Here is a 14,590-nt window from a genome sequence, read left to right as displayed (position 1 = left end):
GGACATGCGAGCCGCCAACGGTCACGCACTGTCTTACCCTCAAGTAGTGCGCGCTCTTCTCGTGGTGAACCCGCAGGCGACTACAACGACGCCGGCGGGGCGTGACGTGCTGGCGCACGCACTGGCGAGCGACGTGCGACTGGAGGTCATCGAGACCTCGTACCGCGGTCACGCGGCGGACGCGGCCCACAACGCCGCGGCGGACGGGTTCGACCTGGTCATCGCCCACGGCGGCGACGGCACGGTCAACGAGGTGGTCAACGGCATCCTGCGCGGCGGGCCCCGGCCGGACAAGCCGATGCTGGGCGTCGTGCCCGGCGGTTCGGCGAACGTCTTCGCGGGCGCGCTCGGCATTCCGCGCGACCCCGTGGAGGCCACGCACGTCCTGCTCCAGTCGATCGAGCACGGCACCAGGCGCCGCATCGGGCTCGGCCAGGTCTTCGCGGACGTCATCGAGACCGGCCGCTGGTTCACGTTCAACGCGGGCATGGGCCTCGACGCCGATGTCGTGGCGGGCGTCGAACGCAAGCGCGCCAAGGGTCACAACGCGAGCCCCGCCCTCTACCTGAGCGTCGCGTTCGGGGCCTACGCGCAGAACGTGCGCAAGCCGCAGCACTTCACCGTCGAGGTTCCGGACGAGGCGCCGTTCGCCGACGTCGGCATGGTGTTCGTGTCGAACACCGACCCGTGGACGTACTTCGGCGACAAGGCCATCCAGCTCAACCCCAGCACGTCGTTCGACGGCGGCCTCGGTCTGAGTGCGCTGAGGACGCTGCGGGTACCCACCGTGGGACGGTACATAGCCCAGGTCCTCGCGACGGGGAATCCGAAGAGCGGAAATCTCGTTCGGCGTGATGACGTGGGGTATGTCAGAGTGAAGTGCGAGGAGCCCGCGAACCTCCAGGTAGACGGAGATTTCCTCGGAACGACCACGGCGGTGGAGTTCCGGTCGGTCCCCGACGCACTGACTGTTGCCGTCTCCGGATGAGGTGTGCCCGCGGCCATCGCAGGCAGGCTCCGCCCGTGGAACGACTTGACAGTCCGTGATCGGTTCGTGACCGTCTCGGTACTCAGCCGGGATGTACTGCAGTCGGGTGACAGCAGAGCGTGAAACCCCAGGTGAACGCTGTCGATCTTTTAGGTGAGTTCACTCACCGGGTCAGTGCTTACCCCTTGACATCCCAGCCGTTCGTGAAAGCATTCACAAGCACCCCAAAACGACCGCTGACAACCGGCGTGCCCTTGTGCGCGCCTAGCTGAGGAGTAGTTCCAATGGACTGGCGCCACCGCGCGATCTGCCGCGACGAGGACCCCGAGCTGTTCTTCCCCGTTGGGAACAGTGGTCCCGCGCTGCTTCAGATCGCCGAGGCGAAGACCGTCTGCCGCCGTTGCCCCGTCGTCTCCGACTGCCTCGCGTGGGCGCTCGAGAGCGGTCAGGACGCCGGCGTCTGGGGCGGGATGAGCGAAGACGAGCGTCGCGCTCTCAAGCGCCGCAACGCTCGCACGCGTGCCCGCAGCAACGCCTGAGCAGGCAGTTCGCCGCGAAACAGACAGATCAGAAAAAGCCCGACACCGTGCCAGGTGTCGGGCTTTTTCGTTGTTTGCACACCCTCCCGCATGACCACGTGAGACCGCTGAGGCTGATCGTCACGTGTGCACCGGGTCAGTTTACCGCCGCCCTCTGAGGGGCACGCGCAGGACCGCCTCTGTACCGCCTCGGGGCCTGCGCCGCAAGCTCAACGAGCCCCTGAGTTCGGAATCGACAAGGGTCCGAACGATCTGCAGACCCAGGCGATCCGTGCGTTCCAGGGAGAAACCGGCCGGAAGCCCCTTGCCGTCGTCGGTGATCGTCACGTCGAGCCACTTGGCGGACCGCTCGGAGTGCACGACGACCTCTCCGCGCTGGCCAGGGGCATAGGCGTGCTCGAAGGCGTTCTGCACGAGCTCGGTCAGCACCATCACCAGCGGGGTGGCGATCTCGGCCGAGACGATCCCGAAACCACCCTCGCGGCGCACGCTCACCTGGGTCTCGGTGACCGCCACGTCGCCCATCATCGGGATGACCTTGTCCACCACGTCGTCGAGGTCGACCCGCTCGTCGACGGACATCGACAACGTCTCGTGCACCAGTGCGATGGAAGTCACACGGCGCACGGACTCGGCGAGTGCCTCCTTCGCCTCCGGGTTGCTCAACCTGCGGCTTTGCAACCTCAGCAGGGCCGCGACGGTCTGCAGGTTGTTCTTCACGCGGTGGTGGATCTCGCGGATCGTGGCGTCCTTGGACATCAACGCGCGGTCGCGGCGGCGCACCTCGGTGACGTCACGGCACAGCACGATGGCGCCCGCGGCCTGCCCGCGTGGCCGAAGGGGCAAAGAACGGAACAGCACGGCGGCCCCACGCCGTGACTCGGCCTCCATGCGCATCGACGGCTGGCCGTCCAGCGCCTGCCTGATGCGCTGGGCGACCTCGGTGGCGTCGAACGGGTCGCCGATGAGGCTGCGGGTCAACGGCGCCAGGTGGACGCCCACCAGGTCCGACGCGTGACCCATGCGGTGGTAGGCCGACAACGCGTTCGGCGAGGCGAACACCACGGCTCCAGACGGGTCGAGCCTGATCAGGCCGTCTCCGACGCGCGGACTGGTGTGCACGTCCGGCGACGGTTCGGGCGCCGGGAACGTGCCGTCCGCGATCATCTGGCACAGGTCGGCGGCGCTGCCGAGGTACGAGATCTCCAACGGCGACGGCACGCGCGGCACGGCCAGGTTCGTGCTGCGGCTCAGCACCGCGATGACCTCGGTGCCCACCCGCACCGGGATGGTCTCCCGGCGCACCGGCACACCGAGGTGCCAGCGCGGGTCCTCCTCGCGGCAGATGCGCGACTCGTCCATGGCCCGGCGCAGCTGCGGGTGCTCCTCGGAGTCGACCTCGCTGCCGACGACGTCCTCCGGGTGGGCCGTGGGCGCCGTCGTGGGACGGGCCTGGGCCACGCAGAGGAACCTCCGCTCTGCCGGATCGGGACCCTCCAGCGGCACGTACATGAGGAAGTCCGCGAACGAGAGGTCCGAGAGGAGTTGCCACTCGGCGACGACCAGCTGGAGGTGGTCGACGGCGGCGCCGGAGAGCTTGGTGTGCTCGGCCAGCAGGTCCGTGAGCGTGCTCAGAACTCCTCCATGAGAAAATGGTCGTTGAAGCAGTTCTGATCCTAGGAGACACCCATGTCGAAGCGTGCTCGCAAGCGCCGCGACCGCAAAAAGGGCGGCGCCAACCGAGGCAAGCGCCCCAACGCCTAAGTGCTGCGAAAAGGCCTGGACACCACCACGGTGACCAGGCCTTTTTGTCGTTCGGGGCGAGAACGCTCAGTCCTCGGCGCGGATCTCCACGATCGTCGCGCGGATGCGCGCCTTCAGATCCGCCGGGGCGTAGTCCCCGCCACACTTGCGCGCGAGCAACGCCTTGAGGTGCTCCTCCAGCCCGAACTGCTCCAGGCACGGATGGCACTCGTCGAGGTGCGTCTGCAGGGCAGCGCGCCGGCCCTGGTCGCATTCCTGGTCGAGGAACAGCCAGACCTCGGACAGCACCTCTGAGCAGTCGGTGTCGTGGGGTTCGCCGCAGTTCATGACGCGTCTCCGTTGCTGCCTCGGAGGAAACCGCGGTCGCGGGCGACGTCCGCCAGCATGTCGCGGAGCTGGCGACGGCCCCGGTGCAACCGGGACATCACCGTGCCGATCGGGGTGCCCATGATGTCTGCGATCTCCTTGTACGCGAAGCCTTCGACATCGGCGAGGTAGACCGCGATCCGGAACTCCTCCGGCAACCGCTGCAATGCTTCCTTGACGTCGCTGTCGGGCAGGTTGTCGAGTGCCTCGACCTCGGCGCTGCGCAGCCCGGACGAGGTGTGGCTCTCCGCCTGCGCCAGCTGCCAGTCCGTGATCTCCTCGGTCGGCTGCTGGATCGGCTGGCGCTGCTTCTTGCGGTAGCCGTTGATGTAGGTGTTCGTCAGGATCCGGTACAGCCACGCCTTGAGGTTCGTGCCCTCCGAAAAGGACGCGAACGCCGAGTAGGCCTTGAGGAACGTCTCCTGCACCAGGTCCTCGGCATCCGCCGGGTTGCGCGTCATGCGCAGGGCAGCCGAGTACAGCTGGTCGAGCATCGGCATCGCGTCGCGCTCGAAACGCGCGGCTCGCTCCGCCGTCGTCTCCGTCGTGCCGGTGGCGGGCACCGCGCTCCCTTCCCACAGGTTCTGGGTCGGGACTGACTCTACGCGGGACCGCTCAAGCGTGTTCGTCACCACGTCCTGAGTAACAACGGACGTGCTGGTAGTAATTCCGCATGGCCGGACGTGGGACCCCCGCCACAGCGCTGCTGGACAAGCAGCGGGTGGCGCACACCTTGCATTCGTACGAGCACGACCCGCGGCACGAGTCGTACGGCCTGGAGGCGGCCGAAGCGCTCGGCCTGGCGCCGGAGCGCGTCTTCAAGACGCTCGTGGCCGAGGTGGACGGCAAGCTCGCGGTCGGCGTCGTGCCGGTGACGGCGCAGCTGGACCTGAAGGGCCTGGCCGCCGCGTTGAAGGGCAAGAAGGCGAAGATGGCCGTCGTCGCGGACGCCGAACGCGCGACGGGTTATGTCGCCGGCGGCATTTCACCTCTCGGCCAGAAGAAGCGCCTGCCGGTTGTCGTCGACGAGTCGGCTTCGGGGTTCGACACCGTGTTCTGCAGTGCCGGCAGGCGTGGGCTCGAAGTCGAGATCACGCCTGCCGACCTGGTGCGGCTGACCAACGCGGTCGTTGCGCCGATCAGTGCCTAGCTGACCGGCGCCTGGATGCCGCCCATCCGGACGTTCGCGCCGATACCGGACTGCGGCCACGGGATGGTGACCAAGTCGCCCCGCTCGCCCTGGCCGGGCAGGTTGAAGCGGACGAATGCGGGGCGGATCTGGGGACCCTCAAGGGCCGATGCCACGTAGGTAGCGGCAAAGCGGCCGTTCTCGATCAGCGTCTCGGTGTACGGAGGCTGGCCTCCGTTCTGGGAGGCGTTCATGTCCTTGCCCTGATGGTCGAGGAAGCGCACGTTGTGCACGGTGCCCCCGATCCTGCAGGAGGCGCCCTCCGCAGCGACGAACCTGATGATGTGCGCCTTGGTGGTCGAGGGCGACGGCGATTGCGAGTCATACACGCCGATCGCCAGATCGTCGGCAGTGCACCACGGGGCCGCCGCCGTCGTGCCGGAGGCCTGAGCGACGGAGGTCGCCACGACGGCCAAGCTGGCGGCTCCGACCAGCGCGGCTGCGGTCGCGACCGTACGGATCCTTTTCACGTGTTCTCCTCTAATCGATTTCGGGCAGCGTTTCTCTGACGAACAGATCACGCCACCGGTTCACGTTCGGTTGCCGCGGAGATGAACTTCGTATTTGCCGTCCTGATTGGCTCAGCCAGCCGACGGTCAGTTCACCGGCGCCATCAGACCGCCCTTTCCGGGCAGGTTGAACCAGACGGACGCGGGCTTCACCTGAGGAGCGTCGAACTTCGACTTCGCGTAGACGACGGGCCCGCGATCAGCGTCGACCGGCACTTCGACGTACTCGCGATCGCGTGCACCTTGCACCCAGGCGTCTTCGAGCGGCTTCGTAAGCGCTGATCACCAGGTCAGAGCCGGTGCACCAACCGGACTCCCGCTGTACGCCGGAGGCCTGAGCGCAGAGGCTCCAACACCGGCCACGAGGGCGGCGCCGGCCATTGCGACAGCGGTAGCGCGGAAGGATTCACGTGTTCTCTCCGAAAAGCTCTTCGATTGGCGGTGCACATGTACAATAGATGACGTACTCGATCGCATCAGGTTGCCTCAAGAAAACAACTTCCGCATTTTCGGCCGATACCCCGTCCATTCGGGCAGACTTCTGGTCCCGTCCGACCATCGACCAGGTAGACGAGATCCGCGTGACCCTGGCGAGAACTCACCAGGGTCACGCGGATCAGCGATCAACTCGCCGGCCAGCCGATGTTGTTGATCTGCACGCCCACCCCGAGCGACGACGGCCACCCGGTGACGATCCGGTCACCGCGGCTGCCGTTCTCGCCAGGCAGGTCGAACTCGACGAACGACGGCCTCACCCCAGAGCCCTTCTCCCAGGAGCTCACGTAGGCGACAGGGCCGAACCACCCGCCGTTGACCGTCACCTCGACGTGATCGCCGTGGCCGGTGGTCAGCGGGATGTTCAGGTCCACGCCCCTGTTGTCGTAGAACCGCACGTTGGTCGGAGTGCCGCCGATCCTGCAAGAGGTGCCCTCGCGAGCGACGAACGCGATCGCGTGCCGCTTGATCCCGCCCCCCTTCGGGTGCACGTCGTAAGTGCTGATCAACAGATCGCTACCGGTGCACCACGGCGCGGCCTCGGCCTGCGCCGCAGGCGCTCCGACGAGGGCCAGAGCGGCGGCGGCGACCACCGAGCCGATGGCCATGAACTTGCGGATGCTGTTCAAGTGTTCTCCCGATTACGGTCTGTCAGCATTTCCTTGCAAACAGGTAAACGCGACCGATCCGCGACGGGTTGTCAGGAGATCGACTTCTGCATCTCGATTGGCGATCGCCGGTGGCTCACTCCCCCGTCTGGCCGTCGATCGCCTCGCGGATCAGGTCGGCGTGGCCGTTGTGCCGGGAGTACTCCTCGACCATGTGGGTCAGGATCCAGCGCAGGCTCACCCTGCGGCCGTCCCGCCACGGTGCGCGCTTGGACGGTTGACCGAGGTCACCGTCTTGCAGGGCCTCGTCGACGGCCTCGCGAGCCCGGTCGACCTCGCCCTGCCAGAGCGCGATGAGCTGTTCCGGCGTGTCCTGGGCCGCCGAGTGCCAGTCCCAGTCGTTGTCGGCCTTCCAGTCGACGCTCGCCCACGGCTCCAGCGGCTCGCGGTCGTGCAGGACGACGTGGAACCACTGCTGCTCCACGTACGCGAGGTGCTTGAGCATGCCGCCGAGCGTCATCGACGACCTCGCGGCGGTCTGGTTCAGCTGCGCGGCGGTGAGGCCGGCGGTCTTCCACGCGAGAGTGGCGCGCTGGAACTCCAGGAAGCCGTTCAGCGTGGCGAGCTCGTCGCCGTCGAGCGGCGGTTCCGGTCGGCCCTGCTCGTCGAAATCCGTCATGGCCGAGATCCCAGCGGAAGACGTAGGGTGCCACCACATGGTCTAGACCACAGTGGAGGCAGACGTGCGCATCCTCGATCTCGACCACACCGGGCTCGCCGCGCTGCGCGGCCGCGAGCTCACCGGCGCCGTGGCGGCGTCCGAGGGCAGGACCATGGTCGCCGAGGTGTTCGCCGACCGCGCCGCGCTGTCGTTCGACGGGCAGACCGGTGTGCACAATGCCGAGCTGATGGCCGCGTTCGGTGCCGACGTCATCGTGCTGAACATGATCGACCGGGTCTGGGACGGCGTCACGTTCCGCTTCCCCGGCCTCGGCGAGCTCTCCAGCCTGCGCGAGCTGGCGCAGCGGATCGGCAGGCCGATCGGCGTCAACGTCGAGCCCGGCACGGTCCCCGACCTGCGCAAAGCCACGGCCGAGAACGCTCGGAGGCTCGCGGACGCGGGTGCGGCGCTCATCGTGCTGACCGCCAACCCCAGCACGGACGGCTCCCTCGACGGCATGGCCCGCGCCACCGAGGAGATCCGCACGGAGGCCGCGCTGTGGGTCGGCAAGATGCACCACGCGGGTCATCCCGAACCGATCACCGCCGCCAAGCTCACGCGCCTCGTCGACGCGGGCGCGGACGGCGTGATCCTCCCGATTCCCGGCACGCTGCCGGGCGTCACGAGGGAGGCGGCCGCCGAAGCCGTCCAGGCGGTGCACGAGAAAGGTGCCGTCGTCATGGGCGCGATCGGGACATCCCAGGAGGGCGCGCACACCAACGTGGTGCCGCAGCTCGCGCTCACCGCCAAGGAGATCGGCGTCGACGCGCACCACATCGGCGACTGCTTCCTGCCGGGCATGGGCGATCCCGAGCTGCTGTACGCCTACTCGGTCGCTGTCCGCGGGCGCAGGCACACGTGGACCCGGATGGCGCGCTAGTCCAACGGCCTGAGCACCCGGTCCAGCCATTCGCCGACCGAACGCCCGACGTCCGCGACCGAGGCCTTCAGCGAGTGGTCGCCCTTGAGCAGCACGACCTCGCGGTGGTGCGCGCGCGGCGGCTGGCCGAACGGGTCGTTCTCGCCCTGCACGACGAGGGTCGCGACCTCGACGCCGTCCAGCTCGGCCATCCGGGACTTCTCCGGCTTGCCGGGCGGGTGCACCGGGAACGCGAGGCACAGCACCGCCACGGCCTGGCCCTCGACCGAGGTCCGGCACGCCACGCGCGCGCCCGACGACCGGCCCCCGAACACCAGGGGCAGGCCGTCGAACCAGCGTTCGCCGAGGTCGTCGACCACGGCCATCCAGGCCGTGTCGAGCTGGGTGGCGGGCGCCGGGGCACGACGGCCCGCGACGCGGTAGGGCTGTTCGACCAACGCCACGTGCACGCCGACCGAGTTGGCGGCGCGGCACGCGGCGACCAGGTCCGGTGCCTCGATGCCGCCACCGGCGCCGTGGCCGAGCAGAAGTGCTGCACGCGGTTCGTGGGCACAGTGCAGTGAGGCCCTCGCGGGGCCGTGCGGGGTGTCCACCAACAGCGTGTTCACGACAGCTCGAACAAGGTGGGTGAGGGCTTCTCGTCTTCGGTGAGCGAGACGCGGTCCATCAGCGACGGCCTGTTGTTCTTCACGCTGTTCACCTCGGTCGACACGGGGCGCAGCTCCAGCGCCTCGACGATCGACGGGTCCGGGGCCAGCAGCTCGCTCGGGTCCAGGGAGGCCGGGTCGAGCCACGCCGACCAGCGGTCCTGGGGCAGCAGCAACGGCATGCGGTGGTGCACCTCGGTCATCGCGCCGATGGCGTCCGTGGTGAGCACCGCGCACGTGACGGTCGGAACGTCGTCCTTCCACCACACCGACCAGATGCCGGCCATCGCCAGCGACGCGTCGTCCCCGAGCGTGATGAAGTACGGCTGCTTGCGCCCCTCGCCCGGCTGCCATTCGTACCAACCGGCGGCGGGGATGATGCAGCGCCGTTTGGTCGCCGACTGCTTGTAGGCGGGCTTGGTCAGCACGCTCTCCGCGCGGGCGTTGATCATCTTGGCCGCGCCGGAGAGGTCCTTGGCCCAGTGCGGGACCAGGCCCCAGCGCATCACGCGGATGCTGCGTTCGACCTCGTCGACGTCCTCCGCGGGCTTGCGCTCGACCACCGCCATGACGTGCTTGGTGGGAGCGATGTTGTAGTCGGCCCCCGGTGCCTCGCCGCCGGTCCCGTCCACCGCGTCGAACTCGGCCGCCAGCAGCGCCGGGTCCTTGGTGGAGGCGTACCTACCACACAAATCCGATCACCTCCGAAGTCGCAATCGTCGCATGTCGGGAACACCTGTGCGAGCTTGCCCGATCCCGATGCGGGATCATTCGCGGCATGACTCAGCACTGGTCAGCCCCCAGCGCGTCCGGCCCAGTCCACTCGACGGTGCCGGTGCCCGGCTCGAAGTCGATCACGAACCGCGTCCTGGTGCTCGCGGCACTGGCCGACGGGCCGTCCACGGTCCACGCGCCGTTGCGCAGCCGCGACACGGTGCTGATGGCTGCCGCCCTGTCCTCCCTCGGTGCCGGGTTCACCGACCGTGCGGACGGCGGCTGGGACGTCACGCCCGGTCCGTTGCGCGGGCCGGCCGACGTCGACTGCGGCCTGGCGGGCACGGTCATGCGCTTCCTGCCGCCCGCCGCCGCGCTGGCCGAGGGCGAGATCCGGTTCGACGGCGACCCGCACGCCCGCGTCCGCCCGATGAGCACCGTGCTGGGTGCGTTGCGGTCGCTGGGCGCGGACGTCGAGGGCGACGCGCTGCCGTTCACGTTGCGCGGCAAGGGTTCGCTGCCCGGTGGCGAGGTGACGATCGACGCGTCGGGCTCGTCGCAGTTCGTCTCCGGGCTGCTGCTGTCCGCCGCGCGGTACGACAAGGGCGTGACCGTGCGCCACGCGGGCAGGCCGGTGCCCTCGTTGCCGCACATCGACATGACCGTGCAGACGCTGCGCTCGGTGGGCGTCCGGGTGGAGACCGGCGGGAACGTGTGGCACGTCGAACCGGGCCCGATCGCCGCGCGGACGTGGCACGTCGAGCCGGACCTGTCGAACGCGACGGTGTTCCTGGCGGCGGCCGCGGTGACCGGTGGTGAGGTCACGATCCCGCACTGGCCCGCCACGACGACGCAGCCCGGTGACGCGGTGCGCGGCATCCTGGAGCGCATGGGCTGCGCGGTCGAAGTGTCGGAGAAGGGCCTGACCGTGCGCGGTCCGGCGAAGCTGTCCGGCCTGGACATCGACCTGCGCGACGAGAGCGAGCTCACGCCGACGGTCGCGGCGCTGGCCGCGCTGGCCGAGGGACGCACGGTGATCCGCGGTGTCGCGCACATCCGCGGCCACGAGACGGACCGCATCGCGGCGCTGGTGAACGAGATCAACGGGTTGGGCGGCAAGGCCTCCGAGACCGAGGACGGCTTGGTCATCGAGCCGGTCCCGTTGCACGGCGGCCTGTGGAAGGCCTACGCCGACCACCGGATGGCGACCGCGGGCGCGATCATCGGCCTGGTGGTGCCGGGTGTGTCGGTGGACGACATCGGCTCGACGACCAAGACGATTCCCGACTTCCCAGGCATGTGGGACACCATGCTCACCGGGGGCGCGTAGCAGTGAGCAAGCAGGACTGGCGCAAGCTCGACGAGTCCGACGTGCGCGTGCGCCCCGGCAGAGGAACGCGGCCGCGCAGCAAGAGGCGGCCCGAACACGCCGACGCCGAGATGGCGATGGTGATCGGCGTGGACCGCGGCCGCTGGACGTGCGCGATGGAGTCCGGCGCCGTCGTCACGGCGATGCGTGCGCGCGAACTGGGCCGCACGCCCGTGGTGGTGGGCGACCAGGTCGGCATCGTCGGTGACACGTCGGGTCAGCCGGACACACTGGCCCGCATCGTGCGGGTCGAGGAGCGCACCTCGGTGCTGCGCCGGACCGCGGACGACACCGACCCGTTCGAACGCGTCGTCGTCGCGAACGCCTCCCAGCTCATCATGGTGGTCGCGCTGGCGGACCCACCGCCGCGCACGGGTTTCATCGACCGCTGCCTGGTCGCCGCGTACGCCGGCGGCCTGGAACCGGTGCTGTGCCTGACGAAGTCCGACCTCGCGTCACCGGACTCGCTGCTCGCGCTGTACACCGAACTCAACGTGCCGGTTGTCGTGACGCGCTCCGACGAGGAGCCCGCCGCACTACGCGCACGACTAGCGGACACGGTGTCGTGCATGATCGGCCACTCCGGCGTCGGCAAGTCCACTCTGGTCAACAAGCTCGTCCCGGACGCGAACCGCGCGGTGGGCGTGGTGTCCGGCGTCGGCAAGGGCCGGCACACCTCCACGCAGGCCGTGGCGCTGCGCCTGCCCGACGGCGGCTGGGTCGTCGACACGCCGGGCATCCGCTCGTTCGGCCTCGCGCACATCACGCCGGACGACATCGTGAAGGCGTTCCCGGACTTCGCGGAGGCCGCCGAGGAGTGCCCGCCCGGCTGCGGTCACCTGGGCGCGCCCGAGGACCCCGGCTGCATGCTGGACGAACTGGTGCCGGACGCGCCGGGCCGCCTCACGTCGCTGCGGCGGTTGCTCGCCTCCCGTGCCGGTATCGACGATTACGCTGACTGATCATGAGCAAGCGTTGGCTGTTGCCGCTGCTGGTCGCCCTCGCCGCGTGCTCGGCGCCCGAGGAGCCCCGGCCGCCGGCGTTCACGGAGGTCGACCCGTGCTCGCTGCTCGCCTCCGGTGACGCGGGCGCGCTGGACGGAACTCCCGCCAGGGCCGAGCGGACCTGCGACTACCGGTTCGACTCGCTGACCGTCCAGCTGACGCTGCGGACCGGCAAGTTCGCGGACGCGTCGCAGGAGCTGCTGTCCGACGGCGGCTACGGCGCCGTGGTGAACGACCATCCGATGACGCGCCGCTGTGAGGACGCCTCGGGCGAGGTGACCTGCGACGCCGTCGTCGAGGTGCGGGACGGGCAGCTCATCGGGTTGAAGGTCGTGCAGCGCAGCCACGACGCCAACGCGGTCGGGCAGGTCACGCAGGGGCTCGCCGGCAAGGCGCTGGAAAGGCTGCCCGTCACGTCCTGAAACGCTATCTCGTCCACTGGTCATGAAGGTCTTCGTGATCGGTGCGACGGGTGTGCTCGGACGGGAAGCGGTGCCGCGGCTGCGGTCGGCGGGGCACGAGGTCGGGGTGCTGGACCGGCACACGACGTCGGTGTTCGACGCCGGGCAGCTCGCGGCCGCGCTGACGGGGTACGACGCCGTCCTCAACCTCGCCACCCGCATCCCGCTCAGCGCGAAGGCCGTCCTGGCCAGCGCCTGGGCGGAGAACGACCGCCTGCGCACGGAGGGCAGCGCGGCGGTGGCCGAAGCGGCCCGGCTGGCGGGTGTCGGGCGGATCGTGCAGGAAGGCATCTCGTTCGTCTACGCGGACGGCGGCGACGAGGAGCTCGACGAGAACGCGCCGATCAAGCCGGTCGGGCACATCGCGAGTTCCGTCACCGCTCAGCACAACGTCCTCCGCCATCCCGGCGGCGTGTTCCTGCGCATCGGGTTGCTGATCGGCGGCGCGGCGCAGTCGCCGCCGGTGCTCGTGGGCGACGGCTGGATGTCGGTCGTGCACCCCGGTGACGCGGCCGCCGCGGCGATCGCGACCCTCGACGCCCCTCCCGGCATCTACAACGTCGGCACGCCGGTCCTGAAGCGAGACGTGGGAATCACGCGGCTGCCCAGGTTCGTCGGCGGCTTCGCGAAGGCGTTCGAGGTGTTCGGGCGGTCGCAACGGGTCGTGAGCACGAAGCTCACCGAGGCCACCGGCTGGAAGCCTCGCTAACCCATGTGCGGGTATCGGTGATCCTTCGGCGGCACCAGGGTTTCCTTGATGGCGCGCGGGCTCGTCCACCGCTGCAGGTTGTAGATCGAGCCCGCCTTGTCGTTGGTGCCGGAGCCGCGCGAACCGCCGAACGGCTGCTGGCTCACGACGGCGCCGGTCGGCTTGTCGTTGACGTAGAAGTTGCCGGCGGCGAACCGCAGAGTCCGATGCGCCTGCTCGACGGCCACCCGGTCACGCGCGAAGACGGCGCCGGTCAGCGCGTACGGCGTGGAGGTGTCGATGGTCTCCATGATCTTCGGGAAGTCCGCGTCCTCGTAGACGTGCACGGCGAGGATCGGCCCAAAGTACTCGGTCGTGAAGATGCCGTGGTGCGGGTCGGCACCGAGCAGCACCGTCGGGTCGACGAAGTAGCCCACCGAGTCGTCGCACGTGCCGCCGGCCAGCACCTCCACCGACGTGGACGCGGACGCCATCAGCAGCGCTTCCTTGTGCTTGGCGAACGCGCGGTGGTCGATCACGGCGCCGCCGAACACCGACAGATCTCTGACATCGCCGTAGGACAAGGACTTCGTCACGTCGAGCAGCCGCTCCCGGACGCCTCCGTCCCACAACGACCGCGCGACGTACGCGCGGGACGCCGCCGAGCACTTCTGGCCCTGGTACTCGAAAGCACCGCGCACCAGCCCGGTGACGAGTGCCTCGGGGTCGGCGGAGGCGTGGGCCAGCACGAAGTCCTTGCCACCGGTCTCCCCGACGACGCGCGGGTACGCGCGATAGTTGTCGAGGTTGCCCGCCATCGTCCGCCACAGCGCCTTGAACGTGCGGGTGGAGCCGGTGAAGTGCAGGCCGGCGAAGAACCTGTCCCGCATCGCCACCTCGCCCACCGCCTGACCGTCGCCGGTGACGAGGTTGATCACGCCGGCGGGCAGGCCCGCCTCCTCCAGCAGCCGCATGGTGAAGTGCGCGGCGAGCTGTTGCGTCGGGGACGGCTTCCACAGCACGGTGTTGCCCATCAGCGCGGGCGCGAGCGGCAGGTTCCCCGCGATGGCGGTGAAGTTGAACGGCGTGATCGCCACGACGAACCCGTCGAGCGGCCGGTGGTCCATCCGGTTCCACACGCCCGGCGACGAGACCGGTTGCTCCGCGAGGATCCGGCGGCCGAAGTGGACGTTGAACCGCAGGAAGTCGATCAGCTCGCACGCGGCGTCGATCTCGGCCTGCTGCACGGACTTCGACTGCCCGACGATCGTGGCGGCGTTGAGGGTGTCCCGCCACGGACCGCTGAGCAGGTCGGCCGCCCGCAGCAGCACCGCCGCCCGCTCGTCGAACGGCAGCTCCTGCCAGCCGGGCGCGGCGTGCTGTGCCGCGCGCATGGCCTCCGCGACGTCGGAGTTCGTCGCCTGCGCCGTCACGCCGAGCACGTGCCGGTGGTCGTGCGGCTGGACGACGTCGATGCGTTCGCCACCGCCCATGCGCTGCCGACCGCCGATGGTCATCGTCAGCTCGTGGGTGGCGCCTTCGAGTTCCGCGATGCGCGCTTGCAGGCTGGCCCGTTCGGCGCTGCCGGGTGCATAGGTGCGCACCGGCTCGTTGACCGGTTCGGGTGCAGACGTGACTGCGTCCATTC

At 69.4% G+C, this 14,590-nt stretch carries 19 protein-coding genes; 9 read left to right on the top strand and 10 right to left on the bottom strand.

From position 1 onward, the window contains the following. Nucleotides 1–46 precede the first annotated feature (46 nt). Together ACRSBM_RS01465 and ACRSBM_RS01460 are read left to right on the top strand one after the other, a co-directional pair. Nucleotides 47–988, top strand: a complete 942-nt coding sequence (locus tag ACRSBM_RS01465) for a diacylglycerol/lipid kinase family protein (RefSeq protein WP_434438840.1) — start codon at nt 47–49, stop codon at nt 986–988. A 284-nt stretch (nt 989–1,272) separates the two neighbouring features. Next, the gene (locus ACRSBM_RS01460; protein ID WP_015104912.1) at nt 1,273–1,527 is read left to right on the top strand and encodes a WhiB family transcriptional regulator; all 255 of its coding nucleotides are present in this window, start codon (nt 1,273–1,275) and stop codon (nt 1,525–1,527) included. Nucleotides 1,528–1,668: 141 nt separating this feature from the next. Here ACRSBM_RS01460 and ACRSBM_RS01455 read toward each other — a convergent pair whose 3' ends face one another. Further along, a complete protein-coding gene (locus tag ACRSBM_RS01455) occupies nt 1,669–3,162 on the bottom strand; it encodes a histidine kinase N-terminal domain-containing protein (protein ID WP_434452918.1) in 1,494 nt (497 codons plus the stop codon). A 54-nt stretch (nt 3,163–3,216) separates the two neighbouring features. On the opposite strand from ACRSBM_RS01455, the gene ACRSBM_RS01450 reads away from it, so the two are divergent. After that, a complete protein-coding gene (locus ACRSBM_RS01450; RefSeq protein WP_369809028.1) occupies nt 3,217–3,291 on the top strand; it encodes a 50S ribosomal protein bL37 in 75 nt (24 codons plus the stop codon). A gap of 66 nt (nt 3,292–3,357) precedes the next feature. Here the strand turns inward: ACRSBM_RS01450 and rsrA are convergent, their stop codons facing one another. Beyond that, nucleotides 3,358–3,618 (bottom strand): mycothiol system anti-sigma-R factor, encoded by a 261-nt coding sequence (rsrA, locus tag ACRSBM_RS01445; RefSeq protein ID WP_030476587.1) that lies wholly within the window; start codon nt 3,616–3,618, stop codon nt 3,358–3,360. Then, nucleotides 3,615–4,238, bottom strand: coding sequence for a sigma-70 family RNA polymerase sigma factor (locus ACRSBM_RS01440; RefSeq protein ID WP_218159618.1), 624 nt, complete (start codon nt 4,236–4,238; stop codon nt 3,615–3,617). Before ACRSBM_RS01440 ends, rsrA begins: the two co-directional genes overlap by 4 nt. A 92-nt stretch (nt 4,239–4,330) precedes the next feature. On the opposite strand from ACRSBM_RS01440, the gene ybaK reads away from it, so the two are divergent. After that, a complete protein-coding gene (ybaK, locus tag ACRSBM_RS01435; RefSeq protein ID WP_434438837.1) occupies nt 4,331–4,807 on the top strand; it encodes a Cys-tRNA(Pro) deacylase in 477 nt (158 codons plus the stop codon). Here ybaK and ACRSBM_RS01430 read toward each other — a convergent pair. The 4 genes from ACRSBM_RS01430 to ACRSBM_RS01415 form a co-directional block, all read right to left on the bottom strand. Further along, the gene (locus ACRSBM_RS01430; protein ID WP_434438834.1) at nt 4,804–5,316 is read right to left on the bottom strand and encodes a hypothetical protein; all 513 of its coding nucleotides are present in this window, start codon (nt 5,314–5,316) and stop codon (nt 4,804–4,806) included. The genes ybaK and ACRSBM_RS01430 overlap by 4 nt on opposite strands. A gap of 126 nt (nt 5,317–5,442) precedes the next feature. After that, entirely contained in the window at nt 5,443–5,604 is a 162-nt protein-coding gene (locus ACRSBM_RS01425) for a hypothetical protein (RefSeq protein ID WP_434438832.1), read from the bottom strand. 374 nt (nt 5,605–5,978) lie between these two features. Beyond that, a complete protein-coding gene (locus ACRSBM_RS01420) occupies nt 5,979–6,479 on the bottom strand; it encodes a hypothetical protein (protein WP_434438831.1) in 501 nt (166 codons plus the stop codon). Between the two features lie 115 nt (nt 6,480–6,594). Beyond that, nucleotides 6,595–7,137: a DinB family protein gene (locus ACRSBM_RS01415; protein ID WP_434438829.1), complete on the bottom strand. Its 543-nt coding sequence runs from the start codon at nt 7,135–7,137 to the stop codon at nt 6,595–6,597. 64 nt (nt 7,138–7,201) lie between these two features. Here ACRSBM_RS01415 and ACRSBM_RS01410 point away from each other — a divergent pair, with 64 nt between their 5' ends. After that, nucleotides 7,202–8,059, top strand: coding sequence for a hypothetical protein (locus tag ACRSBM_RS01410; protein WP_434438827.1), 858 nt, complete (start codon nt 7,202–7,204; stop codon nt 8,057–8,059). On the opposite strand, the gene ACRSBM_RS01405 is transcribed toward ACRSBM_RS01410, so the two are convergent. Together ACRSBM_RS01405 and ACRSBM_RS01400 are read right to left on the bottom strand one after the other, a co-directional pair. Further along, nucleotides 8,056–8,667, bottom strand: a complete 612-nt coding sequence (locus tag ACRSBM_RS01405) for an alpha/beta hydrolase family protein (protein ID WP_434438825.1) — start codon at nt 8,665–8,667, stop codon at nt 8,056–8,058. The two genes, ACRSBM_RS01410 and ACRSBM_RS01405, sit on opposite strands and share 4 nt — an antisense overlap. Continuing rightward, nucleotides 8,664–9,398 (bottom strand): SOS response-associated peptidase, encoded by a 735-nt coding sequence (locus ACRSBM_RS01400; protein ID WP_434438823.1) that lies wholly within the window; start codon nt 9,396–9,398, stop codon nt 8,664–8,666. The genes ACRSBM_RS01405 and ACRSBM_RS01400 overlap by 4 nt, the downstream gene beginning before the upstream one ends. Before the next feature lie 86 nt (nt 9,399–9,484). Between ACRSBM_RS01400 and aroA the strand changes: the two genes are divergently transcribed. The 4 genes from aroA to ACRSBM_RS01380 are packed head-to-tail and all read left to right on the top strand — an operon-like array spanning nt 9,485 to nt 12,963. Further along, nucleotides 9,485–10,750: a 3-phosphoshikimate 1-carboxyvinyltransferase gene (gene aroA, locus ACRSBM_RS01395; RefSeq protein WP_434438821.1), complete on the top strand. Its 1,266-nt coding sequence runs from the start codon at nt 9,485–9,487 to the stop codon at nt 10,748–10,750. Between the two features lie 2 nt (nt 10,751–10,752). Further along, the gene (gene rsgA, locus ACRSBM_RS01390) at nt 10,753–11,751 is read left to right on the top strand and encodes a ribosome small subunit-dependent GTPase A (RefSeq protein WP_434438819.1); all 999 of its coding nucleotides are present in this window, start codon (nt 10,753–10,755) and stop codon (nt 11,749–11,751) included. A gap of 2 nt (nt 11,752–11,753) precedes the next feature. Beyond that, entirely contained in the window at nt 11,754–12,215 is a 462-nt protein-coding gene (locus tag ACRSBM_RS01385) for a hypothetical protein (protein WP_434438817.1), read from the top strand. A gap of 22 nt (nt 12,216–12,237) precedes the next feature. Further along, nucleotides 12,238–12,963, top strand: coding sequence for an NAD-dependent epimerase/dehydratase family protein (locus tag ACRSBM_RS01380; protein ID WP_434438815.1), 726 nt, complete (start codon nt 12,238–12,240; stop codon nt 12,961–12,963). Here the strand turns inward: ACRSBM_RS01380 and pruA are convergent. Continuing rightward, complete coding sequence (gene pruA, locus ACRSBM_RS01375; protein WP_434438814.1) at nt 12,960–14,588, bottom strand: L-glutamate gamma-semialdehyde dehydrogenase; 1,629 nt, start codon at nt 14,586–14,588, stop codon at nt 12,960–12,962. The two genes, ACRSBM_RS01380 and pruA, sit on opposite strands and share 4 nt — an antisense overlap. Between the last annotated feature and the right edge of the window lie 2 nt (nt 14,589–14,590).

Source organism: Lentzea xerophila (genome assembly GCF_051094245.1).
Taxonomy (GTDB): domain Bacteria; phylum Actinomycetota; class Actinomycetes; order Mycobacteriales; family Pseudonocardiaceae; genus Lentzea; species Lentzea xerophila.
The sequence above is the reverse complement of the archived record's forward strand: the minus strand, read 5'-3'. Positions and strand labels throughout refer to the sequence as shown.